24 protein-coding genes, 5 tRNA genes and 1 pseudogene are annotated in these 26591 nt (G+C 69.1%); 24 read left to right on the top strand and 6 right to left on the bottom strand.

Features of this window, described 5'->3' with window-relative positions:
* Positions 1 to 114: 114 nt before the first annotated feature.
* A complete protein-coding gene (locus ABZ717_RS24965) occupies positions 115 to 702 on the bottom strand; it encodes a TetR/AcrR family transcriptional regulator (protein ID WP_358514628.1) in 588 nt (195 codons plus the stop codon).
* A gap of 116 nt (positions 703 to 818) precedes the next feature.
* On the opposite strand from ABZ717_RS24965, the gene ABZ717_RS24970 reads away from it, so the two are divergent.
* The 8 genes from ABZ717_RS24970 (at position 819) to ABZ717_RS25005 (ending at position 8634) form a co-directional block, all read left to right on the top strand.
* Positions 819 to 2429 carry a carboxyl transferase domain-containing protein gene (locus tag ABZ717_RS24970; protein WP_358514630.1) on the top strand — a complete coding sequence of 537 codons (1611 nt, stop codon included), beginning with the start codon at positions 819 to 821 and terminating at the stop codon, positions 2427 to 2429.
* 7 nt (positions 2430 to 2436) lie between these two features.
* Positions 2437 to 4521 (top strand): biotin carboxylase N-terminal domain-containing protein, encoded by a 2085-nt coding sequence (locus ABZ717_RS24975; protein WP_358514588.1) that lies wholly within the window; start codon positions 2437 to 2439, stop codon positions 4519 to 4521.
* Positions 4518 to 5675, top strand: a complete 1158-nt coding sequence (locus ABZ717_RS24980) for an acyl-CoA dehydrogenase family protein (protein WP_358514590.1) — start codon at positions 4518 to 4520, stop codon at positions 5673 to 5675. The genes ABZ717_RS24975 and ABZ717_RS24980 overlap by 4 nt, the downstream gene beginning before the upstream one ends.
* Positions 5676 to 5780: 105 nt before the next feature.
* Positions 5781 to 6044, top strand: coding sequence for a type II toxin-antitoxin system prevent-host-death family antitoxin (locus ABZ717_RS24985; protein WP_358514592.1), 264 nt, complete (start codon positions 5781 to 5783; stop codon positions 6042 to 6044).
* A complete protein-coding gene (locus tag ABZ717_RS24990; protein ID WP_358514594.1) occupies positions 6037 to 6444 on the top strand; it encodes a type II toxin-antitoxin system VapC family toxin in 408 nt (135 codons plus the stop codon). Before ABZ717_RS24985 ends, ABZ717_RS24990 begins: the two co-directional genes overlap by 8 nt.
* Before the next feature lie 74 nt (positions 6445 to 6518).
* On the top strand, positions 6519 to 7412 hold the full coding sequence (locus ABZ717_RS24995; protein ID WP_358514596.1) for a serine/threonine-protein kinase: 894 nt from the start codon (positions 6519 to 6521) through the stop codon (positions 7410 to 7412).
* A 294-nt stretch (positions 7413 to 7706) separates the two neighbouring features.
* The gene (locus ABZ717_RS25000) at positions 7707 to 8381 is read left to right on the top strand and encodes a hypothetical protein (RefSeq protein ID WP_358514598.1); all 675 of its coding nucleotides are present in this window, start codon (positions 7707 to 7709) and stop codon (positions 8379 to 8381) included.
* 97 nt (positions 8382 to 8478) lie between these two features.
* Positions 8479 to 8634 carry a hypothetical protein gene (locus tag ABZ717_RS25005; protein WP_358514600.1) on the top strand — a complete coding sequence of 52 codons (156 nt, stop codon included), beginning with the start codon at positions 8479 to 8481 and terminating at the stop codon, positions 8632 to 8634.
* Between the two features lie 75 nt (positions 8635 to 8709).
* Here ABZ717_RS25005 and thrS read toward each other — a convergent pair whose 3' ends face one another.
* Positions 8710 to 10683: a threonine--tRNA ligase gene (thrS, locus tag ABZ717_RS25010; RefSeq protein ID WP_358514602.1), complete on the bottom strand. Its 1974-nt coding sequence runs from the start codon at positions 10681 to 10683 to the stop codon at positions 8710 to 8712.
* A 555-nt stretch (positions 10684 to 11238) separates the two neighbouring features.
* Here thrS and ABZ717_RS25015 point away from each other — a divergent pair.
* Positions 11239 to 11532 (top strand): PGPGW domain-containing protein, encoded by a 294-nt coding sequence (locus ABZ717_RS25015; RefSeq protein WP_358514604.1) that lies wholly within the window; start codon positions 11239 to 11241, stop codon positions 11530 to 11532.
* Between the two features lie 175 nt (positions 11533 to 11707).
* Here the strand turns inward: ABZ717_RS25015 and ABZ717_RS25020 are convergent.
* Positions 11708 to 11781 (bottom strand) — tRNA-Val (locus tag ABZ717_RS25020).
* Between the two features lie 485 nt (positions 11782 to 12266).
* Here ABZ717_RS25020 and ABZ717_RS25025 point away from each other — a divergent pair.
* Positions 12267 to 12689 (top strand): SsgA family sporulation/cell division regulator, encoded by a 423-nt coding sequence (locus ABZ717_RS25025; RefSeq protein ID WP_067605082.1) that lies wholly within the window; start codon positions 12267 to 12269, stop codon positions 12687 to 12689.
* Between the two features lie 140 nt (positions 12690 to 12829).
* Here the strand turns inward: ABZ717_RS25025 and ABZ717_RS25030 are convergent, their stop codons facing one another.
* Positions 12830 to 13672, bottom strand: a complete 843-nt coding sequence (locus ABZ717_RS25030; protein WP_358514606.1) for an aminotransferase class IV — start codon at positions 13670 to 13672, stop codon at positions 12830 to 12832.
* A 365-nt stretch (positions 13673 to 14037) separates the two neighbouring features.
* Between ABZ717_RS25030 and ABZ717_RS25035 the strand changes: the two genes are divergently transcribed.
* The 5 genes from ABZ717_RS25035 to ABZ717_RS25055 all read left to right on the top strand — a co-directional run bounded on the left by ABZ717_RS25035 (position 14038) and on the right by ABZ717_RS25055 (position 15054).
* Positions 14038 to 14469: a roadblock/LC7 domain-containing protein gene (locus ABZ717_RS25035; RefSeq protein WP_358514608.1), complete on the top strand. Its 432-nt coding sequence runs from the start codon at positions 14038 to 14040 to the stop codon at positions 14467 to 14469.
* A 146-nt stretch (positions 14470 to 14615) separates the two neighbouring features.
* A tRNA-Gly gene (locus tag ABZ717_RS25040) sits at positions 14616 to 14688 on the top strand.
* Positions 14689 to 14761: 73 nt separating this feature from the next.
* A tRNA-Gly gene (locus ABZ717_RS25045) sits at positions 14762 to 14834 on the top strand.
* A 50-nt stretch (positions 14835 to 14884) separates the two neighbouring features.
* Positions 14885 to 14959 (top strand) — tRNA-Cys (locus tag ABZ717_RS25050).
* Positions 14960 to 14980: 21 nt separating this feature from the next.
* Positions 14981 to 15054, top strand: a tRNA-Val gene (locus ABZ717_RS25055).
* Between the two features lie 180 nt (positions 15055 to 15234).
* On the opposite strand, the gene ABZ717_RS25060 is transcribed toward ABZ717_RS25055, so the two are convergent.
* Positions 15235 to 15519, bottom strand: a complete 285-nt coding sequence (locus tag ABZ717_RS25060) for a hypothetical protein (protein ID WP_358514610.1) — start codon at positions 15517 to 15519, stop codon at positions 15235 to 15237.
* Positions 15520 to 15752: 233 nt separating this feature from the next.
* Here ABZ717_RS25060 and ABZ717_RS25065 point away from each other — a divergent pair, with 233 nt between their 5' ends.
* The 7 genes from ABZ717_RS25065 to ABZ717_RS25095 all read left to right on the top strand — a co-directional run bounded on the left by ABZ717_RS25065 (position 15753) and on the right by ABZ717_RS25095 (position 24629).
* A complete protein-coding gene (locus tag ABZ717_RS25065; protein ID WP_358514632.1) occupies positions 15753 to 16619 on the top strand; it encodes a metallophosphoesterase in 867 nt (288 codons plus the stop codon).
* 19 nt (positions 16620 to 16638) lie between these two features.
* Entirely contained in the window at positions 16639 to 16959 is a 321-nt protein-coding gene (locus ABZ717_RS25070) for a hypothetical protein (RefSeq protein WP_358514612.1), read from the top strand.
* A 441-nt stretch (positions 16960 to 17400) separates the two neighbouring features.
* The gene (locus ABZ717_RS25075) at positions 17401 to 18363 is read left to right on the top strand and encodes an MsnO8 family LLM class oxidoreductase (RefSeq protein ID WP_358514614.1); all 963 of its coding nucleotides are present in this window, start codon (positions 17401 to 17403) and stop codon (positions 18361 to 18363) included.
* Between the two features lie 243 nt (positions 18364 to 18606).
* Positions 18607 to 19623, top strand: coding sequence for a LacI family DNA-binding transcriptional regulator (locus tag ABZ717_RS25080; RefSeq protein ID WP_358514616.1), 1017 nt, complete (start codon positions 18607 to 18609; stop codon positions 19621 to 19623).
* A complete protein-coding gene (locus tag ABZ717_RS25085; RefSeq protein WP_358514618.1) occupies positions 19616 to 21154 on the top strand; it encodes a sugar ABC transporter ATP-binding protein in 1539 nt (512 codons plus the stop codon). The genes ABZ717_RS25080 and ABZ717_RS25085 overlap by 8 nt, the downstream gene beginning before the upstream one ends.
* Entirely contained in the window at positions 21144 to 23084 is a 1941-nt protein-coding gene (locus tag ABZ717_RS25090; protein WP_358514620.1) for a substrate-binding domain-containing protein, read from the top strand. Before ABZ717_RS25085 ends, ABZ717_RS25090 begins: the two co-directional genes overlap by 11 nt.
* A gap of 120 nt (positions 23085 to 23204) precedes the next feature.
* On the top strand, positions 23205 to 24629 hold the full coding sequence (locus ABZ717_RS25095; protein WP_358514622.1) for an acyl-CoA synthetase: 1425 nt from the start codon (positions 23205 to 23207) through the stop codon (positions 24627 to 24629).
* Between the two features lie 9 nt (positions 24630 to 24638).
* On the opposite strand, the gene ABZ717_RS25100 is transcribed toward ABZ717_RS25095, so the two are convergent.
* The gene (locus tag ABZ717_RS25100; RefSeq protein WP_358514624.1) at positions 24639 to 25403 is read right to left on the bottom strand and encodes an enoyl-CoA hydratase/isomerase family protein; all 765 of its coding nucleotides are present in this window, start codon (positions 25401 to 25403) and stop codon (positions 24639 to 24641) included.
* Positions 25404 to 25535: 132 nt separating this feature from the next.
* Here ABZ717_RS25100 and ABZ717_RS25105 point away from each other — a divergent pair, with 132 nt between their 5' ends.
* Both ABZ717_RS25105 and ABZ717_RS25110 read left to right on the top strand, forming a co-directional pair.
* Entirely contained in the window at positions 25536 to 25943 is a 408-nt protein-coding gene (locus ABZ717_RS25105) for a nuclear transport factor 2 family protein (RefSeq protein WP_358514626.1), read from the top strand.
* Between the two features lie 171 nt (positions 25944 to 26114).
* Positions 26115 to 26591: pseudogene (locus ABZ717_RS25110) on the top strand (cytochrome P450); the annotation flags it as partial.

The following is a 26591-nucleotide window of genomic DNA, read 5'->3' on the forward strand; positions in this document are numbered from 1 at the left end:
CAAGAAGGTCAACGGCCGTAAGAGGTTCATCGTCACCGACACCCTGGGGTTGTTGCTGGTGGTGTGCGTGATGGGGCGGCACTCGGGCCGCCCTCCCCCTTCACGCGGGTCCGGTCAGGTGTCGTCGGCGAGCAGGGCCGCCGCACCCATCCGCAGGAGCAGGTCGGCCATGGCCTCGCGGGAGAGCGACCCGCGGCTGTGGGGGGTGGAGTTGAGCAGGCCGAACGCGGCGTGCACCGAGGCGCGCAGGGTGGACGCCGGGGTGTCGGGACGCAACCTGGCCAGGACGCCGACCCATTCCTCCACGTAGCCGCGCTGGAGCCGACGGACCCTGCGCCGGTCTTCGGCGGTGAGGTTGCCCAGTTCACGGTCGTGCACCGTGATGAGGTCGGGTTCGTCGAGCGCGAAGGCGATGTGCCCGCGCAGCAGTGCCGTGAGGGCCTCGCCTGGATCATCGGACCCGGATACGAGGTCGCGACCGCGTTCGGCGAGACGTTCGCTGATGTCCACCAGGACGGCGCCCAGCAGGGCCTCCTTCCCTGGGAAGTGTCGGTAGAGCGCGGGACCGGTGGTGCCCACCGCCCGCCCGAGGTCGTCGATGGTCACCCCCCTGTAGCCGTGAGCGGCGAAGAGCCGGGCCGCCGCGCCCAGGATCGCCACCCGTCGCCCAGCCGTTCTGAGTCCCACAGCCCTCGCCGCCATCCGCCCGCCTTCCGAGTCGCGCCAACCCTGGACAGCCATGTTAGTAGTTACTAACATCACCGTTGTTAGTGAGCATTAACATCCCTCCACGAGAGGACAACATGAGCAGGGCACCTGTGCTCGGTTCGGCGGTGGACACCGCCGGACCCGCGTTCGCCGCCAACGAGGCCGCGAACCGCGCCCTCGCGTCGGAGCTGCGGGAGCGGATCGCCACCGCGGCCCTCGGCGGCCCGAAGAAGACCCGCGCGCGTCACGTCGAACGCGGCAAGCTCCTCCCCCGCGAGCGCGTCGACCTACTCCTGGACCCCGGATCCCCGTTCCTGGAGATCGCCCCGCTGGCCGCCTACGGTCTCTACGGCGAGGACGGTCAGGACGCGCCCGGCGCCGGAATGATCGCCGGGATCGGACGCGTGGCCGGCCGCCCCGTGGTGGTGGTCGCCAACGACGCCACCGTCAAGGGTGGCAGCTACTACCCGATGACGGTCAAGAAGCACCTGCGCGCTCAAGAGGTCGCGCTGCACAACCGGCTTCCGTGCGTCTACCTGGCCGACTCCGGCGGCGCCTTCCTGCCCATGCAGGACGACGTCTTCCCCGACCGGGAGCACTTCGGCCGCATCTTCTACAACCAGGCCACCATGTCCAGGCAGGGCATCCCGCAGATCGCCGCGGTCCTGGGCTCGTGCACCGCCGGCGGCGCGTACGTGCCCGCCATGAGCGACGAGGCCGTCATCGTCCGCGAACAGGGCACCATCTTCCTCGGCGGCCCTCCCCTGGTGAAGGCCGCCACCGGCGAGGTCGTCACCGCCGAGGAACTGGGCGGCGGCGACCTGCACTCGCGGGTCTCCGGCGTGACCGACCACCTCGCCGACGACGACGCCGACGCCCTGGGCAAGGTGCGTCGGATCGCCGACACCCTCGGCCCGCTCGACCCACCCGCCTGGGAGACCCGCGCCCCGCGTCCACCGAAGCTGGACCCCGAGGAACTGTACGGAGTGGTGCCCGCCGACACCCGCACCCCCTACGACGTGCGCGAGGTCATCGGCCGTGTCGTCGACGGCAGCGAGTTCACCGAGTTCAAGTCCGAGTACGGCACCACCCTGGTCACCGGATTCGCGCACATCAACGGACACCCGGTGGGCATCGTCGCCAACAACGGGATCCTGTTCGCCGAGTCCGCGCTCAAGGGCGCCCACTTCATCGAACTGTGCGACCGCCGCTCCATCCCGCTGGTGTTCCTGCAGAACATCTCCGGATTCATGGTCGGCCGCGACTACGAGGCCGGTGGCATCGCCAAGCACGGCGCGAAGATGGTCACCGCCGTGGCCTGCGCCCGCGTCCCCAAGTTCACCGTGGTGATCGGCGGCTCGTTCGGCGCCGGCAACTACTCGATGTGCGGCCGCGCCTACTCCCCCAGGTTCCTGTGGATGTGGCCCAACGCCCGCATCTCCGTCATGGGCGGCGAACAGGCCGCCTCCGTGCTGTCCACGGTGCGCCGCGACCAGAAGGAGGGGCGTGGCGAGGAGTGGTCGGCCGAGGACGAGGAGGCCTTCAAAGCCCCCATCCGCGACCAGTACGAGGAGCAGGGCAGCCCCTACTACTCCACCGCACGGTTGTGGGACGACGGCGTGATCGACCCCGCCGACACCCGCGACGTGCTCGCCATGGCCCTGTCCGCCGCCCGCCACACGCCCCTGGAACCGGTGGGCTACGGCGTCTTCCGGATGTGAGGAACCCTTGAGCACGACACCACGAACCAGCCCGGGGACCCGCGTGCCCTCGCGCGTGCTGGTCGCCAACCGGGGCGAGATCGCACTGCGCGTCATGCGCACCCTGCGCCGAATGGGCGTCGGCACCGCCGCCGTGTACACCGACGCCGACGCGAACGCCCCGCACACCCTCGCCGCCGACGTGGCGCTGCGGGTGGAGCACTACCTGGACGCCGACAAGATCGTCGCCCTGGCCCTGGACTGCGGGGCCACCGGCGTGCACCCCGGCTACGGTTTCCTGTCGGAGAACGCCGACTTCGCCCGCGCCTGTACCGACGCGGGGCTGGTCTTCATCGGCCCGCCGGCCTCCGCCATCGAGGCCATGGGCGACAAGATCCGCGCCAAGGACACCGTGGCCGCCGCCGGCGTGCCCGTACTGGGCGGGTTCACCGAAGAACCCGGACGGCCCCTGAGCGACGAGGAGCTGCTGCGCGCCGCCGAGGAGACCGGCTACCCACTGCTGATCAAGCCTTCGGCCGGGGGCGGGGGCAAGGGCATGCGGGCCGTGCGAGCGGCCGACACGCTGATCGCCGACGCCGCGTCCGCCCGCCGCGAGGCCCTGGCCTCCTTCGGCGACGCGACCCTGCTGGTGGAGCAGCTGGTCCAGCGCCCCCGCCACATCGAGGTCCAGGTTCTGGCCGACACCCACGGCAACGTCCTGCACCTGGGCGAACGTGAGTGCAGCCTGCAACGCCGACACCAGAAGGTGGTGGAGGAGGCTCCCTCTCCCCTGCTCACCGACGCCCAACGCCAGGTCATGGGCGAGGCCGCCGTGGCCGCCGCCCGCTCCTGCGGGTACGTGGGCGCCGGCACCGTGGAGTTCATCGCCGAGACCGGTCCGGACGGGGAGCTGTCGTTCTCCTTCCTGGAGATGAACACCCGGCTTCAGGTGGAACACCCCGTCACCGAAGAGGTCGTCGCGGTACGGGACGAGCGCGGCGTGGACCTGGTGGAACTCCAGGTGGACGTGGCCTACGGGGAGGCACTGCCCTTCACCCAGAAGGAGGTGTCCTGGGTCGGACACGCGGTGGAGTCCAGGATCTACGCCGAGGACGTCGATCGAGGGTTCCTGCCCTCGGGCGGACCGATCCTGCTCCTGGACGAACCCGACGGCCCGCACGTGCGCGTGGATTCGGGTATCGCCGAGGGCGGGGCGGTCACCTCCGACTTCGACCCCATGCTGGCCAAGGTCATCACCTGGGGCGCGGACCGGTCCGAGGCGCTGAACCGGATGGACGCGGCGCTGGCCTCCTACACCCTGCTGGGCTGCGTGACCAACACCGCCTACCTACGCCGGTTGCTGCGCCACCCGCGCGTGTTCGAGGGCGATCTGAGCACCGACCTCATCGCCTCCGACCCGCCCGAGCCGGCGCCCGACCGTCTGCCCGAGGTGTACGTCGCCGCGGCCCTGGACCACCAGCTCGACCTGGAGAACGGCCCGACCGCCGACCGGTTCGCGGTTCCGGACGGCTGGCGGATGGGCGGACCCGCATGGACCCCGTGGCGACTGCGGGTTCCCGGACATGACGCCGTCATCGTCCGGGTTCGGCGCGACGGCGGTCCGGGCCTCTATCAGGTGAGCACGCAAGATCGGGAGCCCGTCTCCCTGCGTGCCCGCCGCTCCACCGACGGCACCCGGCTCACCGTCACGACCCCCGAACACACCCGCACCTACCTGCGCGCCGACGACCCCGATACCGATCACCGGTGGCTGGGCTCGGCCGGCGCCGCCTGGAGCGTGCACGAGGAACCCGTCACCGCGGCCTCGCGTGAGGACGACGCGACCGCCGACGGCACCGTGCGCAGCCCCATGCCCGGCACCGTCCTGGACGTTCCCGTCCAAGTGGGCCAACGGGTCACCGCCGGCACCACCCTGGCGGTGGTCGAGGCGATGAAGATGGAGCACTCCGTGCCCGCACCGATCGACGGCACCGTCGCCACCGTGGCGGTCCGTCCCGGTTCCTCCGTGCCCATGGACGCCGTCCTGGTCACCGTCGAGGCCGATGCCCCGGCCGACACCCCTTCCACCTCCATCATCGAGGAGCAGCGATGAAGCGCCACGAACTGTCCACCGAGCACGACGACCTGCGATCCGCCGTGGAGACCTTCGCCCAGACCGAGGTCAAGCCGGTGATCGGCGACTTCTACGAGCGGAACGCCTTCCCCTACGATCTCGTCGCCAAGATGGGGACCATGGGGCTGTTCGGGCTGCCGTTCCCCGAGGAGCACGGCGGGATGGGCGGCGACTACTTCGCCCTGTGTCTGGCCCTGGAGGAGCTGGCCCGGGTCGACTCCTCCGTGGCGATCACCCTGGAGGCCGGGGTTTCGCTGGGCGCGATGCCGATCTTCCGGTTCGGCACCGAGGAGCAGAAGAAGGCCTACCTGCCCAAACTGACCTCCGGTGAGGCGCTCGGCGCGTTCGGTCTGACCGAACCCGACGGTGGTTCGGACGCCGGGGCGACCAAGACCACCGCGCGGTTGGAGAACGGTGAGTGGGTGATCAACGGGACCAAGTCGTTCATCACCAACTCCGGGACCGACATCACCGCGCTGGTCACCGTGACCGCCGTGACCGGGCGCCGCGAGGACGGGCGGCCGGAGATCTCCGCCATCCTCGTACCCAAGGGCACCCCGGGCTTCTCGGTGGGACAGAAGTACTCCAAGGTCGGGTGGAACGCCTCGGACACCAATGAGCTGGTGTTCGAGGACTGCCGGGTCCCCGAGGCCAACCTCGTGGGCGAGCGCGGTCGCGGGTACGCCCAGTTCCTGCGGATCCTCGACGAGGGACGCATCGCCATCGCGGCGCTCTCCGTGGGGCTGGCCCAGGGCTGTGTGGACGAGAGCGTGCGCTACGCCCACGAGCGCCAGGCCTTCGGCAACAGCATCGCGGCCTACCAGGCGATCCAGTTCAAGATCGCCGAGATGGAGGCCCGCGCGTACACGGCACGCCTGGCCTACTACGACGCGGCTTCCCGAATGCTGGCCGGCGAGCCCTTCAAGAAGGAGGCGGCGATCGCCAAGCTCATCGCCTCCAACGCCGCGATGGACAACGCCCGCGACGCCACCCAGGTGTTCGGTGGATACGGGTTCATGAACGACTACGCGGTGGGCCGGTTCTACCGTGACGCCAAGATCCTGGAGATCGGGGAAGGGACGAGCGAGGTGCAGAAGATGCTCATCGCCCGCGAACTCGGATTGCCCGCCTAGCCACAAGGCCACGCGGCGCCGGGGCGCCATCGAAACCCGACGGCGCCCCGGCGCCGCTTCTTGCACCCTGTAGCACGATGAGACACACGGGGCTACACTTGGAGTATGAAGACCATCACCCAGAGGGAGTTCCGGAACAAGGCCGCCTCTGTCATGGACGCGGTGGAGGCCGGAGAAACCTTTCATGTCACCCGAAACGGAGTCGAAGTAGCCGAGGTTCGACCGGTCCCCCGTCGGCGTAGGCTCAGCGCGCGAGAGCTCGTCGAACGTCACCGGCATCTACCCAGGATCGACCACTCCGCGATGAGAGCCGAAGCCGACGAGCTGTTCGGGGACGAGGACCGGGTCGACGAAGGCGAAGATGACTGAGCCACAGCACACGTCAGGGGTACTCGACACCTGCGCTTTCATCGACCTTCCAGATCTCGACCCCGCAGCCTTGCCCGATTATCCCGAGATCACTTCCATCACCATGGCCGAACTTCATCAAGGAGTGGCCATGGCGAAGGATCCGGTGACCAGAGCCGCACGTACCGAACGGCTCCAGATCGCAGCCGTGGATTTCGTCCCCCTCCCATTCAGCGGAGAAGCCGCCGCTCGATACGGCACCCTCGTAGCGCTGACCATGGCCGCGAACCGAAGCCCGAAGCCACGCAGGATGGACCTGATGATCGCCGCTATCGCCGCCGTCCACGGGCTTGCCCTGTACACAAGGAACGTGGACGACTTCAAGGGGCTCGAAAGCGCGCTGGACATCGTCGAGGTCTGAACCCGAGGAAGGCCGTATGGGTGAGGAAGGGGCCCCTCACCGGCCGGCGGGACGCGCGCGCTGAGAGTATGGGCGTGCTCGATGTACCCGCCCTCTCCCCCCGAGGACTCGGCACCGTGCCCACGCCTCTCTTCTCGACGTCGCACGACCCCAACGGCGCGGCCCCGCTCGGGGCGCACGATCCCGCGCGCCTGGGCCCCTACCGCTTGCTCGGCAGGCTCGGGTCCGGCGGTATGGGGACCGCCTATCTCGCGCGGTCACGCTTCGGACGGTTGGTGGCGGTCAAGGCGGTCCACCCCGAACTGGTCGACGACCCCGAGTTCAGGGAACGCTTCACCCGGGAGGTCGCCGCCCTTCGTAGGGTGCGCAGCCGCTTCGTTCCACGGTTCGCGGGGGCCGCGCCCGGAGCGGTCATCCCCTGGTTGGCCATCGGGCACGTTCCCGGCCCCACCTTGAGCGAACAGGTGCGCGACGTGCGTCCGCTGCGGGACCGCGCGCTGGCCCGGGTGGTCACCGGAGTCGCCGCGGCGCTGGCCGACATCCACCGGGCCGGAATCGTGCACCGCGACCTCAAACCCGGCAACGTCATCCTCTCCCCGCGCGGCCCCCGCGTGCTGGACTTCGGGGTGGCCGCCCGGCGCGCCGAACAGACCCCGCACGGCCCCGTCTGGGGCACCCCCGGGTGGATCGCGCCGGAACGCCTGCGCGGAGCTCCCGCCTCGGCCGCCTCGGACGTGTTCGGCTGGGGTCAACTGACCGTCTACGCCGCCACCGGACGCAACCCGTTCGGGTCCGCCCCGGAGGCGATCACCCGGAGGATCCTGCGCGCGGAGGCCGACCTGATCGGCCTGCCCGGTGAATACCTCTCCACGGTGCGCGCGGCGCTGGCGAACACCCCCGAACTCCGTCCGTCCCCCGAGCGGATCCTGCTGTCCCTGGCCCGAAACGGCGTCATGCGCCCCTACTGATCGTGGCCACATCCGGACAGAGTTCACACTGCGATGGTGGCGGGTCGCCCACTGTGAAGGTCGTGCGTGGCCGGTCATGGCGCAGGTGGGGTGGATGTGCACAGTGCGACGAAAGTGTGTGTGGTGACGTCAGGGAACACTCCCGAGGGGTGACAACCAGCGACAAACGGCACAGAATGGGCGTACATGGCCGGCGCGGGCCCCCTGCTCTTCCGGGCGCGCGTCCGATCCGGACAGCGGCGCCCCCGCCCCGGATCCCAGGGCTCTCCCACAGTCCTCATGAGGAGACACCGGATGGAAGGCGCCCTGCCGATGATCGCCCTGGCCACCGTCGTGGTGTCCGCCGGCGCGATCATCGTCGCCGCGCACTTTCGCAAGGAACGCGTCACCGAGCTGAACGCCTGGGCCCGTGAACACGGCTGGGAGTACGTCGAACAACGGTCTTCGCCCCTGGAGGGCGCCACCCTGCCCGACGCGCTGCGCGGTCACGACCCCCGCGCGCACCACGTTCTGATCGGCCACCGCGACCGCCACCAGGTCACCGCCTTCGAACTCACCCACGCCCCCGACCGACGTGGCGGCGAGGGCACGACGCACCGCGTCGTGGCCGTGCGCACCCCCGGACATGGGGCGGACCTGGAGATCCACCGCCGCGACCTGGCCAGGGCCGTCTCCTTCGACGGGCGGGGTGAACCCGCACAGGTCGAAGTCTCCTTCTCCGGCGCCTTCCGCACCGTCGGCGCCGACGAACACTTCACCCGGGCCGTGCTCGACCACGCGACCGCCGCGTGGCTGTTGTCGGACTGTCGATCACGGTCGCTTCCGATCCGGTTCACCGGGGACCACATCCTCACCTGGGCGCCGATGCGCCTGGACCCCGACCGCGCGCTGACCGCGGCGGACTACCTGATCGACCTGGTGAACCGGATCCCGGCCCATGCCTGGCAACCCCATACCGCCGACCCCTGATCCCGCCGCGACCGTACGTGCGCGAATCCGGACGTTCGGCCACACTGTGAGCTGCGGATAAAATCCGGGTTGCCCCGAACCTCCAAGGAGTGGACCCATGAGCGACCCCGATTCCACGCACCGCATCTCACGCGCCGACCTCTTCAAGGACGACGAGGAAGAGGCCGCCCCCGACCCCAACGCCACCGCGCAGATCTCTCGCGATGACCTCTTCAAGGACGACGAACCCCGTCGCCCGCGTGAGCGATCCTGACCGGCCCCTCCGCGGCACACGAAAGAGCGCCCGACCCCGCAAGGGACGGGCGCTCCGTGCTTTCGTGGAACCGGATCAGCGGCGTTCGCGGACGGCCTCGACGATCTCGGCGACCGCCTCGTCGACCGGTACGCCGTTGTTCTGCGAACCGTCCCGGTAGCGGAAGGACACCGCGCCCTTGGCGATGTCGTCGTCACCGGCCAGCAGCATGAAGGGGATCTTCTGCTTCTGGGCGTTACGGATCTTCTTCTGCATCCGGTCGTCGCTCGCGTCCACCTCAACGCGAATACCCTCGGCGCGCAGCTTGGCCTCGACCTCTTGGAGGTAGGGCACGTGCTCGTCGGCGATCGGAATGCCCACGACCTGGACCGGGGCCAGCCACGCCGGGAACGCGCCCGCGTAGTGCTCCAGCAGCACCGCGAAGAACCGCTCGATGGAACCGAACAGGGCACGGTGGATCATCACCGGGCGCTGACGGGAGCCGTCGGCCGCGGTGTACTCCAGGTCGAACAGCTCGGGCAGGTTGAAGTCCAGCTGGATCGTGGACATCTGCCAGGTCCGGCCGATGGCGTCCTTGGCCTGGACGGAGATCTTCGGTCCGTAGAAGGCGGCGCCGCCCGGGTCCATGACCAGGTCCAGCCCCTGCTTCTCGGCGGCCCCGCGCAGGATCGAGGTGGCCTCATCCCAGACGTCGTCCTCACCGACGTACTTCTCCGGGTCCTTGGTGGACAGCTCCAGGTAGAAGTCGTCGAGGCCGTAGTCGCGCAGCAGGTCCAGCACGAAGGTGAGCAGCGAGTCGAGCTCGCCGGCCATCTGCTCCTTGGTGCAGTAGATGTGCGCGTCGTCCTGGGTGAAGCCGCGCGCGCGGGTCAGCCCGTGCACCACGCCGGACTTCTCGTACCGGTACACGGTGCCGAACTCGAACATGCGCAGCGGCAGCTCACGGTAGGAACGCCCGCGCGCGTCGAAGATCAGGTTGTGCATCGGGCAGTTCATCGGCTTCAGGTAGTAGTCCTGACCGCCGTCGAGCTGCATCGGGGGGTACATGCCGTCCGCGTACCAGCTCAGGTGCTGGGACTTCTCGAACAGGGTGCTCTTGGTGGCGTGCGGGGTGTAGACGAACTCGTAGCCGCTCTCCTCGTGGCGCTTGCGCGAGTAGTCCTCCATGACCCGGCGAATGATGCCGCCCTTGGGGTGGAAGACCGCCAGGCCGGAACCGATCTCGTCCGGGATGGAGAACAGGTCGAGTTCGGAGCCGAGCTTGCGGTGGTCGCGCTTCTCGGCCTCCTCCAGGAAGGTCAGGTACGCCTTGAGCGACTCCTTGTCCTCCCAGGCGGTGCCGTAGACGCGTTGCAGCTGCGGGTTGGTCTCCTTGCCGCGCCAGTAGGCGGCGGCGGTGCGCATCAGCTTGAACGCGGGGACGACCTTGGTGGTCGGGATGTGCGGCCCACGGCACAGGTCCTTCCAGCACAGCTCGCCGGTGCGCGGGTGGACGTTGTCGTAGATGGTGAGCTCACCGGCGCCGACCTCCGCGGAGGCGCCATCGGCGGCCTCGGCCGCGCCGCCCTTGAGGTCGATCAGCTCCAGCTTGTAGGGCTCGGTCGCCAGCTCGGCGCGGGCGGCGTCGTCGGAGACCACCCGGCGGTCGAAGCGCTGTCCCTGCTTGACGATCTGCTGCATCTTCTTCTCGATGCTCTTGAGATCGGCGGGGGTGAAGGGCTCGGCGACGTCGAAGTCGTAGTAGAAACCGTTCTCGACGGGCGGGCCGATGCCCAGCTTGGCCTCGGGGAAGAGTTCCTGGACGGCCTGGGCGAGGATGTGCGCGGTGGAGTGGCGCAGGATCGCCCGCCCCTCCTCGGAGTCGATCGTGATCGGCTCGACGGTGTCGCCATCGGCCAGTTCCCGGAAGAGGTCGCGGGGCTCGCCGTTGACCAGGGCGGCGATCACGGTCCTGCCGTCCGCTTCCAGGGCCTGCCCCGCGGTGGTCGTGGCCGCCACCGCACGCGGGGTTCCGGCGAGGGTGATGTGCAGCTCAGGCGCGGCGGACACGGTGACTCCTAGGGATACGTCTCGGTTGATGGGTGCGTCTCGGTTCGACACCGGCCACCGGTGCGGCGGCCTGGTGTTCCGTCTTCGATGCTAGCGGCTTCGAGAGGAGGTCGACGCGTTGTCCACAGGGTCGAGCGACCGGAGGAATGGGGCTCTTGTGTTCGGGAAGGACGATGGGTGCGGGGGTGAGGGCCGGCCGTCCTGATTCGGTCGGTGGATTCGGCCATCGGCCGACCGGGTCCGTCGAAGTTCTCCGGAGAATCCGGCCTGGTCACACACAGACGTATATGCCCTGGAAGGTCGGCTTCCTCCTGATTCTTCTCGGGTTCGGCGCCGGCCCATTGATCACTCACCCGAGATCAGTGAGAATCGGCAGACCACCGACCCGCCCCGAGTATGACCCGAATGCCGAGCCGAGCTTCGACCGAATACTGTGAGCGCATGTCAGCGAGTCCATCCGACGGACCTCCGACACAGGAGACATCCCCTGGTCACCGAGCCCACGTACGCCGGTGGCGTCGCCTTCGAGCACGACTGCGCCTGTTCCGGAGGTACATGCACACCCACCCGGTCCTGCACATGCCCTGGCGCCTGCTGGTCGGCACCGTGGGAGCGGTGGTCATCCTCGCCGGGATCGTCATGTTGGTGGTCCCCGGACCGGGCATCGCCTCGATGCTGCTCGGGCTGCTCATCCTCAGCACCGAGTTCCGCTGGGCCCGGCGGCTGCTGCACCCGGCGAAGGTCTGGACGATGCGCGGCGAACGGTGGGCCACACGGCTCAAGGACGACTACCTGCGAAGGTTCCGCGAACATCGCGCCCGACGCAAGGCCCTCCGCCGCTCACGCTAGTGCCACGAAGCAGGGCCCGGGCCTCCCCGGAAAATGGGCGCGGACGTTTTCCGGGACGGTCGGCGCCGAAACCGACACCCCGACGCAAAGGCGCACGTTGCCCGGGGTTGGGGCGACCAAAACCAGAAAAAGAAGGACCGGATCCGCGTGATACGGATCCGGTCCTTCTTGGTTGTGGGCGATACTGGACTCGAACCAGTGACCTCATCGGTGTGAACGATGCGCTCTAGCCAACTGAGCTAATCGCCCCTGTCGGGCTTGTGCCCCCGTCCGGCCTCGTCGGCCTGACAAGAAAAACTTTAGCGCATGTTCTGGAGTGCTCGGCACACCACGGACCGCCCGGCGGATTCACTGGAGTGTGACGGAGGTCACATAACGTCGTTCGGGTTCCCCCACAAGGGGACGCCCACGGCCGCGATCCCCGCAATGAGTAGGAGTTCCCGGTTTCGTGGACCCGCCCGAGACAAGCGCGAGTCGACCTTCGCGTGACACGGGACACTCGACATGGGGAAATCTTTGGTTTCTCCTGGTCATTACAGTGACGAAGGATCGTGGTGCCGCCCCGCGGCGCGCTGGACCCGCTGGGCGGGCAGCGAGACCTCCGGTCCCATCGACCAGAAAAAAGTCTCCGTACTCACGTCATGATCCGCGGCCAGCCGCGTCGAACCAAGTGAGACGGCAACCGGCCGGCGCCCCAGGAACGCCTGGGCCGGACGAGAAAAGGTTTGGCGAACATGAACAGTAGCGACACGACTGCCACCGCCGAGCTGGGCCTGCGACTCGTGGTCCCGGAGCGCACCGCGGTTCCACTGGTCGCGCGACTCGACTACAGCTCCGACGACCCGTACGCGATTCGCGTGGCCTTCCACACCGGCGAGGACACCCCCGTCGAGTGGATCTTCGCGCGAGAACTCCTCACCGTGGGCATCGTGCGTCCCGTCGGTGAGGGCGACGTGCGCGTGTGGCCCTCCAAGGACGAGGAGGGCGAGCGTTCGGTGAGCATCGCTCTCTCCTCCCCCTTCGGTCAGGCCGAGTTCGACACCCAGGTGTCCCCACTCGCCGAGTTCCTGCACCGCACCTACGAGATCGTCCCCGCCGGCCAGGAGGGAACCTTCGTCGACCTCGACGAGGAGATCCAGCAGCACCTCCACTCCTGAGTGATCGGTCGGTGTGGGGCATCCTCCGCGGGGCGGCGCGATCTTCGGACACCACCGACACCACGGGGAACAGGGTGAACGAGTAGAGGAGGGGACGGCGCCTGGGCGCCGTCCCCTCCTCTCGCCGTCTCAAGCGGGGATCACGGGTCCAGGTCCGCGGCGGAACGCTCGGCGAACACCGCCATCGCCTTGAGCGTGATCGGCCCGGGTTCGGCCGACACCCGCCGGTCGTCGATGTGGAGCACCGGCTGCACGTCACGTCCGGTCGAGGTCAAGAACGCCTCGGTGATCTCGGGCAGACGCTCCATCGGCACGTCCTCCTCTTCTCCACCGTGCCACTCCAGGACGAGCTCACGGGTGATCCCGGCCAGCGGGCCGGCCGACAGCGGCGGCGTGACGAGTCGCCCGTCCAGCACGACGAAGATGTTGCTCCCGGTGCCCTCGCACAGGTTCCCCGAGACGTTGCGGAAGATCGCCTCGGTGGCGCCGCGCTCTCGGGCGTAGGCCAAGGCTCGCACGTTGTCGGCGTAGGAGGTGGTCTTCAGCCCGGCGAGGGCGCCGAACTCGTTGCGCGGCCACGGGGCCAGGGCCACGTTCGTGTGCGCGGGGATGCCGGGGAAGGGACCCAGGGCCACGATGATGGTCTGTTCGCCCTGGCCCCGGTCCGAACCCAGCGGCCCGATCCCGTCGGTGACGGTGACGCGCACCCGCGCGTCGGTCATCTCGGGGTTGGCCGCCACCGCTCGGGCCACGCCGTCCGCGATCAGTTCGAGGTCGGGTTCGTCCATGCCCAGACCCGCGGCGGAGCGGGCCAGGCGCCTCAGGTGCCGCGTCAACGCGAACGGTCGACCGTTCTGGGCTCGCACCGTCTCGAACACTCCGTCGCCGACGGTGATGCCGTGGTCTACCACGGGGATCCGGGCGTCCTTCTCCTCCAGCACGGCGCCGCGGCCGTAGCCGGCTCCGGCGATCCACACCCTCATCTCAACCCCCAACTCTCAAGGGCCCTGGTCGGGCCGGTGTTTCCCCTGAATCCTCCCACCATCGGGCCCGCCGCTACCTTCCGGCGGTACACCTTGGCAAGTGCGTTGACCGGCACCGGCCGTCGAGCGACGCCTCCGGGACTTTTTCCGCGCCGTCCTCACTGGTCAGGGCGGCATGTGGGGTGGCCGGCCCACCTGGTCCACGGGACGATGACCGGACAGATAAGTTACGAATGACTATCATCTGGGCAACGCTTATGCGGGACCGGAGGACAACGCCCCCGACACCCTTCCGCCCCGCACCGCGCGCCCCCGCAGAGCGCGTGCTCCACGCACGACCGACGACCGACACAGCGAAGAGAGACATGACCCCACCGAGCACCGCCCGCGGCGAACTCAGCTGGCTGCTGGACGACCTCCTGACTCGCGCCTCGGGCACACAGCACGCCATCGTCCTGTCCACCGACGGGCTCCTCATGGCCACCTCCAGTGGCCTCGACCGTCCCGCCGCCGAACACCTCTCGGCGATCGCCTCCGGACTGCACAGCCTCGCGGGAGGGGCCAGTAAGCAGTTCTCGGCCGGCGACATCCGACAGAGCATCATCGAGATGGACCGCGCCTTCCTCTTCGTCGCCGCGGCCGGCGACGGGGCCTGCATGGCCCTGATGGCGGACGCCGACAGTGACGTGGGCCTGATCGCCTACGAGATGAACAAGGTGATCGAACGGGTCGGCCAGTACCTGTCCGCGCCTCCGCGCCCCGACATTCCTTCCACGCCCGCGCATGTGGAGAAGTAGCCCCTGCCGCCGCGGCGGGCCACGTCGGCCTGCCTCGGCAGGGCGCACAACCCCTTTGAGAAGCCGATTTCGTACTTGCCCGAACATCCGCTAGAGTTCTTAACGCAGCGAGGGACACGGTCAAGGCCGTGGCAAGCACTCGCCGCGCGGACGTGGCTCAGCTGGTAGAGCATCACCTTGCCAAGGTGAGGGTCGCGGGTTCGAATCCCGTCGTCCGCTCGGATGATCCGAAGCACTCACCCATCGGTGATAATCTCGGATCGGGCCTGGAACCTCGCGTTCCAGACCACACGCGGACGTGGCTCAGCTGGTAGAGCATCACCTTGCCAAGGTGAGGGTCGCGGGTTCGAATCCCGTCGTCCGCTCGGAGAAAGGCACATACGGGTGCCGTTCGGCGACCTCGTGCTTCGACCAAGCCGGCGTGGCCGAGTGGCTTAGGCAAGGGACTGCAAATCCCTGCACACGGGTTCGATTCCCGTCGCCGGCTCCAGATGTACCTCATCTCGCATGAGGGCGATTAGCTCAGTTGGCTAGAGCACTACCTCGACACGGTAGGGGTCACAGGTTCGAGTCCTGTATCGCCCACAGATAACGGAAGCGGGTTCCTTCGGGAGCCCGCTTTCGCTGTTTCCACGGTAGTGCTCTTCGAGCATCGGCGCCATACCGGACAACCGCTCCCGTTCCTTGTGGGTAAGAGCCGCCACGTTCCCTCACCACCGGGCTTCGAGCCTGAGTACACGCCGCCGCATCCGCGGCGTGACGTGCTCATAGACCCGACCCATCCCCGGCACACTGTGTCCCTGCCCGGTCCGGTGAGAGTGCCGTCGCGCCTCGTTGAACGTGATCCCTGGCAGCAGCGCTGATGTCCTGACAGAGGAAACCGGCGGTGATCACGTCGACCGGCTCGACCCGGTTCCATCTCACGGCGGCGAGGTCGCCGAGGTTGGGCACGTCGGGGAAGCGAGCTCTGAGCAAAGAGCTGACGTGGGGGTCGTGGTCGGCGACCCATGCCAGTCGCGCCGATCCACCCAGTGCCGCGACCGCGCCCATGTCCAGACCGGTATGGCCGGTGCACAGCGAACAGCCCGGTGTTGCAACAACTGGTTGGACTCGCCCGACAGTGGGCGGCGGATCGGGCGTTGCGACCGCCTATGCACTAACCAGGATTTTCCGGAGAATGGTCGCGCCGGGGGTGATGATGGTCCTGGCCGAGGAGCACCGCGCCGCCCTCGTACAGTCACACCGGCCAACGAAGAGAAAGTAAAACTTTTCCCGTGTCTTTTCTGCCAGCCCTTCCACCCCGGTCTTCCGACAGAGCTCGGCTATTCGCCGTCAGCGACCTTCACGTGTCTCATCCCGAGAACCGGGACATCGTCGATCAGCTGACCCCGTCGACCGAGGGTGACTGGCTGATCGTGGCCGGAGACGTCGGTGAGGTCTTCGCCGACATCGAACGGGTCCTCGGTACACTCGCCGCCCGCTTCGCCCGCGTGATCTGGGTACCGGGTAACCACGAGCTGTGGACCCACCCGTCCGATCCGATCCGGCTCCGGGGCGAGGCGAGGTACCGCGCCCTGGTCGACATGTGCCGCCACCTAGGGGTCCTCACCCCAGAGGACCCCTACCCCGTCTGGACCGGTGACGGAGGCCCAGCCCAGGTGGTGCCCCTCTTCCTGCTCTACGACTACTCGTTCCTCGCGCCGGGCACCGACTCCAAGGAGAGCTCGTTGGCCCTGGCGAAGGAGAAGGGCGTGGTGTGCACGGACGAATTCCTACTGCATCCCGATCCGTACCCGACCAGGGAGGCGTGGTGCGCGGCCCGGGTCCGCGAGTCCGAGCGCAGACTCGCCCTGTGCGACATCGACACTCCCAAGATCCTCGTCAACCACTACCCCTTGGTCGAGGACCCGACCCGTGTCCTGCGCTACTCGGAGTTCGCCCAATGGTGCGGTACCGTACGGACCGCCGAGTGGCACCTGCGTCCCGACGTGACCGCGGTCGTCTACGGCCACCTGCACATACCCCGGAAGACGGTCCACGACGGGGTTCCCTTCCGAGAGGTGTCGCTGGGTTACCCGAGGGAGTGGCGCCATTTCGGCGATCGGCGAAGGTGGCCGGTCCAGATCCTCCCTGTGTCGGCTCTGGACTGACCACGACCCGGCTCCGTCCATGATTCGCGCACTCGAGGAGAGCGGCCTCATTCTCCACGACGACTACTACGAGGAGGGCTGGAATGCCGAGGACGAGCCCCTACCGGGGGTCGCCCCGGGTTCCCTGGCCAGTGAAGTCGGCGGCACGGCGCAGCCCTCGGGCCCGCGCCGTGCCGCCGTGGCGTGGGGCCGTCGCCAGGAGCCGCCCCCTGGCGGACGCGGTGCTGGACACGGACAGTTCGGCCATCCGGGCCAGGGCGGTGAACCAGAGGCGTTGCCGCTCGGGAGATCCCCCGTCTCGCGCCGGCGTTCCAGCGCCCATCGCCAAGCCCGATCCTGAAACGGAGACAAAGCAGGCATTCCATTGGGCTCCTCATTCGGATCGTGCACGATCTACAGATCGGTCTCAGTGCCCCTCCGCCCCCGATCATCGCCAGCAGCAGAACGGCCGTGATGGTGACCCATCGTGACCAACGGGAGGGCTCCATCCCGATCACCCTTTCCTGGTGACCGAGGGACCCCACGGGGAAGGAATCTCCCAGTCCGGTGTGAAGATCCCTCAACGGAACACTCTGACGTGCACGGATGCAGGTTTACGCAGGTCGTCCCGAGGCTGTGACCACCTCGACACGGTAGGGGTCACAGGTTCGAGTCCTGTATCGCCCACAGATAACGGAAGCGGGTTCCTTCGGGAGCCCGCTTTCGCTGTTCCCAGGGTCGGCGCGAAACCGCGTAGCATCCAGCGGACCACCCACGGCCGCGAACGAGGGGAATCAAGGCCATGCGCGTCTCTCTGCTCGACCGTTCACGGACCCGCGCGGGAGAATCCGACGCGGAGACGATCGCGACGACCGTCGAGAGGGCGGTGCGCGCTGAGGAGCTGGGTTTCCACCGGTTCTGGACCGCCGAGCACCACGCGGTCCCGGGCATCGCCGGCTCGGCCCCCGCGGTGTTGCTCGCCGCGATCGGAGCCCGGACGAACCGGATCCGGCTGGGCACGGGCGGGATCATGGTCCCCAACCACAGCCCGATGGTGATCGCCGAGCAGGCCCTGCTCTTGGCGGCGCTCTTCCCCGGCCGGTTCGACCTGGGGCTCGGCGGCTCGCTCGGTTTCACCACGCGGATCCGCAGGGCGCTGGGGCGGACCGCCCTGCGGGAGGGCGAGTACCCGGCCGAGGTCGAGGAGGTCCTCGAATATCTGAACGGGACGGCCGACATCACCGTCAGGCCGCGCGTCGAACCTCCCCCGGTGTTCATGCTCGCCATCAAGGGCGGGATGACCCTGGCCGCCGACCTGGGGCTGCCCGTGGTGGCCGGAGGGCCGCTGCTACGCGACCCGGATCGCCTGGCCGGCTACTTCCAGGACTTCCGACCGGGTCCGACCGCGCCTGAGCCCTACCTGGTCGTGAACGTGGACATCGCCGTCGCGGAGACCGCCGAGCGGGCCCGCGACCTGCTGCTTCCCGAGGCCTGGGCCTACGCGGACTCGCGGGAGGTGGGCGAGTTCCGGGCGCTGAGGCCCGTGGAGGAGGTCCGTCGACTGCTCGCTGGTACGACCAGCGCGATGAAGCTCAGGGCGGTGGACGACTGGCTGTCCGGTGCGATCGCCGGTACCCCGGACCAGGTGGTGGACTCGCTCACCGACCTCGTCGAGCGAACCGGCGCCGCCGAACTCCTCGCCAATGTCAGCACCTACGATCGCGCCGAGGTCGAGGGCATCGACGAGTTCCTGGCGTCACTCTGAACCTTTCAGCGCTTGCTCGTGCGACGTGGTGGCGCTACTACCGGTGACACCGGCGAAGCGAACCCTGTGACCGGCATCACATTTTCCTCCGTGAAGCATGCCGGAAAACCACACATACCGGGAAATTCGTGTGTTCCAGATCTCTGCGGCCCCAGTGTGTGAACTTTTGTGTCCTTCTCGTCTGGCATCATCGCTTTCGACCATGTAATCGTTTCCACGAGATGAGAGAGGGGTGTGGACGCCATGGTGAGCATCAAGGACGTCGCCGAGTCGGCCGGCCTGTCCGTGGCCACGGTCTCCCGGGCGCTCAACGGACACCCCTCGGTCAGCGACGACGCCCGCGAACGGGTCCTGGCCGCCGCCGGCACGCTCGGCTACCGCCCCAACGTCGTGGCCCGTTCGCTGCGCACCCACCGGACCGGAACCATCGGCCTGGTCATCAGCGACGTCCTCAACCCGTACTTCACCGAACTGGCCCGCGCCGTGGAGGAGGAGGCCCGCGAACTCGGCTACAGCGTCATCATCGGCAACGCCGACGAACGCGCCGACCTGGAGGACCACCACGTACGCGGCCTGTTGGACCGGCGCATCGACGGCCTCCTCGTCTCCCCCGCCGACGGCCGCTCCCCCATGACCCTGGAGGCCGCGGCCGGGGACACCCCGGTGGTGTTCGTCGACCGCTGGATCACCGGCGTCGACGTGCCCGTGGTCCGATCCGACGGCCGCACGGCCATCGCCGACCTCGTCGACCACCTGCACGCGCTCGGCCACCGGCGTCTGGCCATCATCACCGGGCCCGCGGCCACCACCACCGGCCGCGAGCGCGTGGACGCCTTCCGCGCGGCCCTGGCCGTCCATGGCCTCGCGCTGCCCGACGAGTACGTGGGCCGCGGCGACTTCCAGGCCGAGAGCGGACGCGTCTGCACCGAACGTTTCCTGAACCTGGCGGAGCCCCCCGACGTCGTCTTCGCCACCGACAACCTCATGGCGCTGGGCGCCCTGGACGAGATCGGTGCGCGCGGTCTGCGGGTCCCCGACGACATCGCCCTGGCCGCCTTCGACGACATCCCGTGGTTCTCGCACACCGACCCGCCGATCACCACGATCGCCCAACCCACGGCGGAGCTGGGCCGGGTCGCGGTGCGGGCCCTGACCGACCTCATCGCGGGGGCGCCCGCCTCATCCACCGTCCTGCCCGCCCACCTCGTCGTGCGCCGCTCCTGCGGCGAGCCGGAAACCAAGGGAGCCACACGTGAGTAGTACGGACGAACTCCTGCGCATCGAGGGGGTGCGTAAGGCCTTCCCCGGGGTGGTCGCCCTCGACGACGTCGACTTCGACCTGCGTCGGGGCGAGGTCCACGCCCTCCTCGGTGAGAACGGGGCCGGCAAGAGCACCCTCATCAAGGTGCTCTCCGGTGCCCACCGCCCCGACCGCGGCCGGATCCTCGTCGAGGATTCCGAAACCCTCATCCGGGACGCCCAGGACGCCGCACGGCTGGGCATCGCCACCATCTACCAGGAGTTCAACCTGGTCCCCGACGTCACGGTGGCGGAGAACATCTTCCTGGGCCGCCAACCCCGCCGGTTCGGGTTCATCGACCACCGACGCATGGAGGCCGAGGCCGCCGCGCTGCTCGAACGCGTGGGCGTGGACGTGTCCCCGCGCGCCAAGGTGCGCGGACTGGGCATCGCCCGTCTACAGATGGTGGAGATCGCCAAGGCGCTCAGTCTGAACGCCAAGGTCCTCATCATGGACGAGCCCACCGCCGTGCTCACCACGGAAGAGGTCGAGCGGCTCTTCACCATCGCGCGCCGCCTGCGTGAGGAGGGTGTGGGCATCGTCTTCATCACCCACCACCTGGAGGAGATCGGGGCGCTCGCCGACCGGGTGACCGTGCTGCGGGACGGCCGTTCGGTCGCGCACGTGGGCGCCGACACCCCCGAGGACGAACTGGTGCGCCTGATGGTGGGGCGCAGCATCGACGAACAGTACCCGCGCGAACGCCCCGGGACGGGCGAGTCGCTGCTGCGGGTGCGGGGGCTGACCCGGGTCGGTCACTTCGAGGACGTCGACCTGGAGGTCCACGCGGGCGAGGTCGTGGGGCTGGCCGGGCTGGTCGGTGCCGGACGCACCGAAGTCGCCCGCTCCGTCTTCGGCGCGGACCCCTACGACTCCGGAACGGTCGAGGTCCTGGACCGTCCATTGCCCGGCGGTGACGTCAACGCGGCCATGACCGCCGGTCTGGGGCTGGTCCCCGAGGACCGCAAGGGTCAGGGCCTGGTCTTGGACGCCTCCGTGGAGGAGAACCTGGGGCTGGTAACGCTGGGCCCCACCAGCAGGGCCGGGTTCGTGAACCTGGCGGGGCAGCGCGCCTCCGCCCTGCGAATCGCCGGCGACCTGGGCGTGCGCATGTCGAGCATCTCCCAGCACGTGCGCACCCTGTCGGGCGGCAACCAGCAGAAGGTCGTCATCGGCAAGTGGCTGCTGGCCGACTCTCGGGTGCTGATCCTGGACGAGCCGACCCGCGGCGTCGACGCCGGCGCCAAGGTCGAGATCTACCGGCTCGTCAACGAACTCACCGCCTCCGGTCACGCGGTGCTGATGATCTCCAGCGACCTCCCCGAGGTGCTGGGGATGAGTGACCGGATCCTCGTCATGGCCCAGGGCCGCATCACCGGGGAGCTCTCCGCGGAGGACGCCACGCAGGACGCCGTGATGTCCCTCGCGGTCGCCGCCGGCCCCCGGTCGAGCACTGAAGAGCACGGAGTGGAGGGCCACGATGGCCACTGATACGGACAAGAGCGGCGGCACCTGGTCCGCCCTACGAAGATTCCTGCTGGAGAACGGCGCGCTGACCGCCCTGGCCATCCTGGTCGTGGTCATGTCGTTGCTCTCCGACGACTTCCTGACGGCGCAGAACCTCCTCAACGTGGGTGTGCAGGCCGCCGTCATCGCGATCCTGGCCTTCGGTGTCACCTTCGTCATCATCGCCGGCGGGATCGACCTGTCGGTGGGTTCGGTGGCGGCGTTGTCGGCGACGGTGCTGGGCTTCCTGGCCACGGTGCAGGGCGTCCCGATCTGGTTGGCGCTTCCCCTCGCCGCCGCCACCGGTGTCGCGTGCGGTCTGGTCAACGGTGTGCTGGTCGCCTACGGCAGGCTGCCCTCGTTCATCGCCACCCTGGCGATGTTGTCGATCGGACGCGGCCTGTCCCTGGTGCTGTCCGAGGGCAGCCCGATCTCACTGCCGGACTCCGTGGCCGTCCTGGGCCGTTCGCTGGGCGGGTGGCTGCCCGTCCCGGTGATCATCATGCTGGTGATGGTGCTGGTCACCGCGGTGATCCTGCGCCGGACCTTCGCCGGACGCGCGATGTACGCGATCGGTGGCAACGAGGAGGCCGCGCGTCTGTCCGGCATCCGCGTCAAGCGGCACCAGCTCGGTATCTACGCGCTGTCGGGTCTGTTCGCGGCCGTGGCCGGCATCATCCTGGCCTCCCGTCTGGCCTCGGCCCAGCCACAGGCCGCCCAGGGCTACGAGCTGGACGCGATCGCCGCGGTCGTCATCGGTGGCGCCAGCCTCGCCGGTGGCGTGGGCTCGGCGTTCGGCACCCTGGTCGGTGCGCTGATCCTGGCGGTGCTGCGCAACGGGCTGAACCTGCTGTCGGTGTCGGCGTTCTGGCAGCAGGTCGTCATCGGTGTGGTCATCGCGATCGCCGTCCTGTTCGACACGCTGCGCCGCCGCTCCGGTGGCGCGGGCGCGGGTTCCGGTACCGGTTCCGGCGCGAACGGAGGCCGTGGCAAACGGGGGATCCAGCTCGCGGTCGCGGCGGCCGTGACCGCCCTCGTGGTCGGCGCCCTGTCGTTCCTGACCCCGAACTCCGGGACCGAAACGACCCGGATCGGGATGTCGCTGTCCACCCTCAACAACCCGTTCTTCTTGCAGATGCGGGACGGGGCACAGGCGGAGGCGGACGAGGCCGGTGTGGAACTGGTCGTCACCGACGCCCAGGACGACGCGTCGCAGCAGGCCGACCAGATCCAGAACTTCGTCAGCACCAGCGTGGCCGCCATGGTGATCAACCCGGTGGACTCCGACGCCGCGGGTCCTCCGGTGGGCGGTGCCAACAACGCCGACATCCCCGTGGTCGCGGCCGACCGCGGCGTCAACGAGGCCGACGTGGAGACCCTGGTGGCCTCCGACAACGTCGAGGGCGGCCGGTTGGCGGCCCAGGAGTTGGCCGAGGCGATCGGCGAGGAGGGCCGGGTCGTGGTGTTGCAGGGCACCCCGGGCACCTCCGCCAGCCGTGAGCGCGGTTCCGGCTTCGAGGAGGGCATCGCCGAGTTCCCCGACATCGAGGTGGTGGCCCGACAGCCCGCCGACTTCGACCGGTCCAAGGGGTTGGACGTGATGACGAACATGCTCCAGGGCAACGGCGACATCGACGCCGTGTTCGCGGAGAACGACGAGATGGCGCTCGGCGCCGCCGCGGCGTTGTCCTCCCGTGGCGAGGAGGCCGTCGTGATCGGCTTCGACGGCACCCCCGAGGGTCTCGAAGCGGTCGCCGAGGGCACCTTGTACGCGTCCGTGGCCCAGCAACCCGCCGAACTGGGTCGGGTCGCGCTGCGCAACGCGATCGCCGCCGTGGAGGGCGAGAGCCTGGAGGAGACCGTGATGGTCCCGGTGGAGGTCGTCACCGAGGAGAACGTCGACGAGTTCGAGTGAGCGATCGTTCCCTCCGAGGAACGAACCCATCGGCGCGGTGTCCGGCTCCCAGGGGTCGGGCACCGCGCCGATGGTATAGGGATGGTTCCGGCACACCGTCCACCACGAAGGGACCAGCCCGTGTTCCCCCTCGTCACAGCTCCCGTCGACCGACCCGCCCTCCGGTTCGGCGACCACCGTCTCACCTACCGGGAACTGGCCGGGGCCGCTTCCCGACTCGCGGCCGACCTGCCCGACGGCCGGGTCGCGGTGTGGGCGACCCCGTCACCGCACACCTGCGTGGCCGTGACCGCGGCGGTCCTGGCCGGGGTCCCGGTCGTCCCGCTCAACCCTCGATCCGGGGAACGGGAGCTGCGGCACGTGATCGACGACAGCCGACCCGAACTCCTGCTCGCTCCGCCCGGCGTCGCGCTCCCCCAGGCCTTGGCCGATCTCCCCGTGCGCGAGGTCGACGCCTCCGCCGACCCGGTCACTCCCCCGCTCGTACGCGAGGTGGACCCCGAGTCCATCGCGTTGGTCGTCTACACCTCCGGTACCACCGGCCCGCCCAAGGGGGCGCTGATCTCCCGCCGCGCGATCCTGGCCGGCCTCGACGCGCTCGCCGACGCCTGGGCGTGGACGGAACGGGACGTGCTCGTGCACGGTCTGCCGCTCTTCCACGTGCACGGCCTCGTCCTGGGCGTGTTCGGGCCCCTGTACCTGGGTGGTTCCCTGCACCACCTGGGTCGATTCGAACCCGAAGCGGTCCGTCGAGGCCTGGAGGGCGAGGGCACGCTCCTGTTCGGGGTGCCGACCATGTACCACCGCCTGGCCGAGGCGGTGCGGGAGGATCCGTCCCTGGCTCGGGCGTTGGCCGGGGCCCGCCTGCTGGTGTCGGGTTCGGCCGCGCTCCCGTTGCCCGACCACGAACGCCTCACCGCCGCCACCGGACATCGGGTCGTCGAGCGCTACGGCATGACCGAGACCCTGATGAACACCAGTGTCCGCCTCGACCACCCGCCGTGCCCGGGTGCGGTCGGCACCCCGTTGGACGGGGTGGAACTGCGTCTGGTCGGCGACGACGGGGCCGCGCTCCCCGCGGGCGAGGAGGTCGGTGAGGTGCAGGTGCGCGGCGCCAACCTGTTCAGTGGGTACCTGAACCGTCCCGAGGCCACCGCCGAGGCGATGACCGACGACGGTTGGTTCCGAACCGGGGACATGGCCACCGTCGACGCTCAGGGCCTGGTCCGGTTGGTGGGACGCAAGAGCACCGATCTGATCAAGAGCGGTGGCTACAAGATCGGCGCCGGGGAGATCGAGAACGTGCTGCTGGCGCACCCCGGGGTGGCCGAGGCCGCCGTCACCGGCGAGCCCGACCCCGACCTGGGCGAGCGGGTCGTGGCGTGGATCGTTCCCAGGGGTGCGCAGGCGCCCACCCTGGCGGAGCTGGCCGACCTGGTGGCCGCGCAACTGGCCCCGCACAAGCGCCCGCGACGCCTCCACGTGCTGGAAGCGCTGCCCCGCAACGACATGGGCAAGATCCTCAAACGCGCCCTGGGTTCCTGAACCGTCGGCTCACTCCCCCGTGAAGACGGGGTCGGTGCGGTCCAGGGACGCGGTGACACCCACCTCGTTGTCCTTCGTGGACATCAGACGGGCCTGTTCGACGATCTCGCGCTCCAGCGCGGAGGGCAGGGCCGCCAGCAGGTCCGCGCGCATGGTGGCCTTCATGGAGCGCACCGCCAACGGCGCCGACGCGGCGATCCGGTGCGCGTGCTCCAGGGCCCCGGCGCGGACCGCCCCGTCCTCGACCAGGTGGTCGGCCAGGCCGATGGCGTGCGCTTCCTCCCCCGGGATCCGACGGGCGGTGTAGAACATGTCGGCGGCCTTCTGGGCGCCCACGATGCGCGGCAGCGACACGGTCAGCCCGAAACCCTGGTGCAGTCCCAGCCGACCGAAGTTGGCGTGGAAGCGGGTGCCGGGCGAGGCCACCCGGAAGTCCGCCGAGCAGGCCAGCCCGAGCCCACCGCCGACCGCGGCGCCCTGGACGGCGGCGATCACCGGGATCGGCAGCGAGTACAGACGCAGGCCCTGCCCGTAGATGGCGCTGAGGGTGTCCACGGGGTTGTTTCCGACACCGCCCGCAGCGAAGTCCACCCCCGCGCAGAAGTTCCTGCCCTCGGAGCACAACACCAACGCCCGACATCCGTCCGCCGCCAGTTCCTCGGCGGTGTCGGCAAGCTCGGTGAGCACGTCCAGGGAGAAGTGGTTGTGCGGTGGTCGGTGGATCTCCAGTACCCCGACGTGGTCGTCGACGCGCGCGGACAACTCCTCGCTCATGGGAGTGCCTTTCTCTTGGACGGGGCCGGTCGAGGGCGAACGGCGACGAGGTTACCGGGCGGTCGCGACCGGGCCGCCCGCGGCCCGGTTGATAACCTCCCACGCACATGTTCGTTCGACCATCGGAGCACCGTGCATCCCTTCAGGAAGGCCGTCGAGGCCGGCGACCACGAAGCCATCCGCGCCCTGCTCGCCGAGGACGTGGTCTTCACCAGTCCCGTCGCCTTCAAGCCCTATCCCGGGCGCTCCATCACCGCCGCGATCCTGCGCGGGGTCGACCGTGTCTTCAGCGACTTCCGCTACGTCCGGGAGATCGCCGACGCCGACGGCCGTGACCACGCCCTGGTGTTCGAGGCCAAGGTCGGAGACCGGTGGATCAACGGCTGCGACTTCCTGCACGTGAACGAGGAGGGCCTCATCGACGACCTCGTCGTCATGGTCCGCCCACTGTCCGCGGCCACCGCCCTGGCCGAGGCCATGGGAGCCCAGTTCGAAAGGATCGCCCAGGAGGCCGCCGAGGAGGCGACCGGGCAGGCATGACCCCACGCGTCACGCTCTCGGCCGACCGAATCCCGCGCGTCCACCCGCATTCCGGACATTCCAAAGGCGGACGTATCACGCATTTCGCCTGGATATAACGCTGGGCTCTGGTCTACCGCGACGCTCCTACCTACTGTGGTCGCTCGGCCCACCTCCAGGAGCGTGATCGTTGTGACCACAACCCGCAAGGTCCCGGACCTGCTCTCCCCCGAGTTCGCCGCCGACCCCTACGCGGCCTATCGGATGATGCGTGAGGACGCCCCGTTGCTGTGGCACGAGGCCACCGGGAGCTACGTCGTCTCCCGGTACGAGGACGTGCGTCGGGCGTTCAAGAACGACGTCTTCTCCACCGAGAACTACGCCTGGCAACTGGAACCCGTGCACGGGCGCACCATCTTGCAACTGGACGGCCGTGAACACGCCGTGCGGCGGGCCCTGGTGGCCCCCGCCTTCCGCGGCAAGGACCTGCGCGAACGCTTCCTTCCGGTGATCGAGCACAACAGCCGAAGGCTGATCGACCGGTTCCGCCACCGCGGCCGGGTGGACCTGGTGTCGGAGTACGCGACCCGGTTCCCGATCAACGTCATCGTGGACATGCTCGGCCTGGACCAGGACGACCACGACCGCTTCCACGACTGGTACACCGCG

Origin of the sequence: Nocardiopsis sp. NPDC006832, assembly GCF_040635885.1 — a bacterium.
Lineage (GTDB): Bacteria > Actinomycetota > Actinomycetes > Streptosporangiales > Streptosporangiaceae > Nocardiopsis.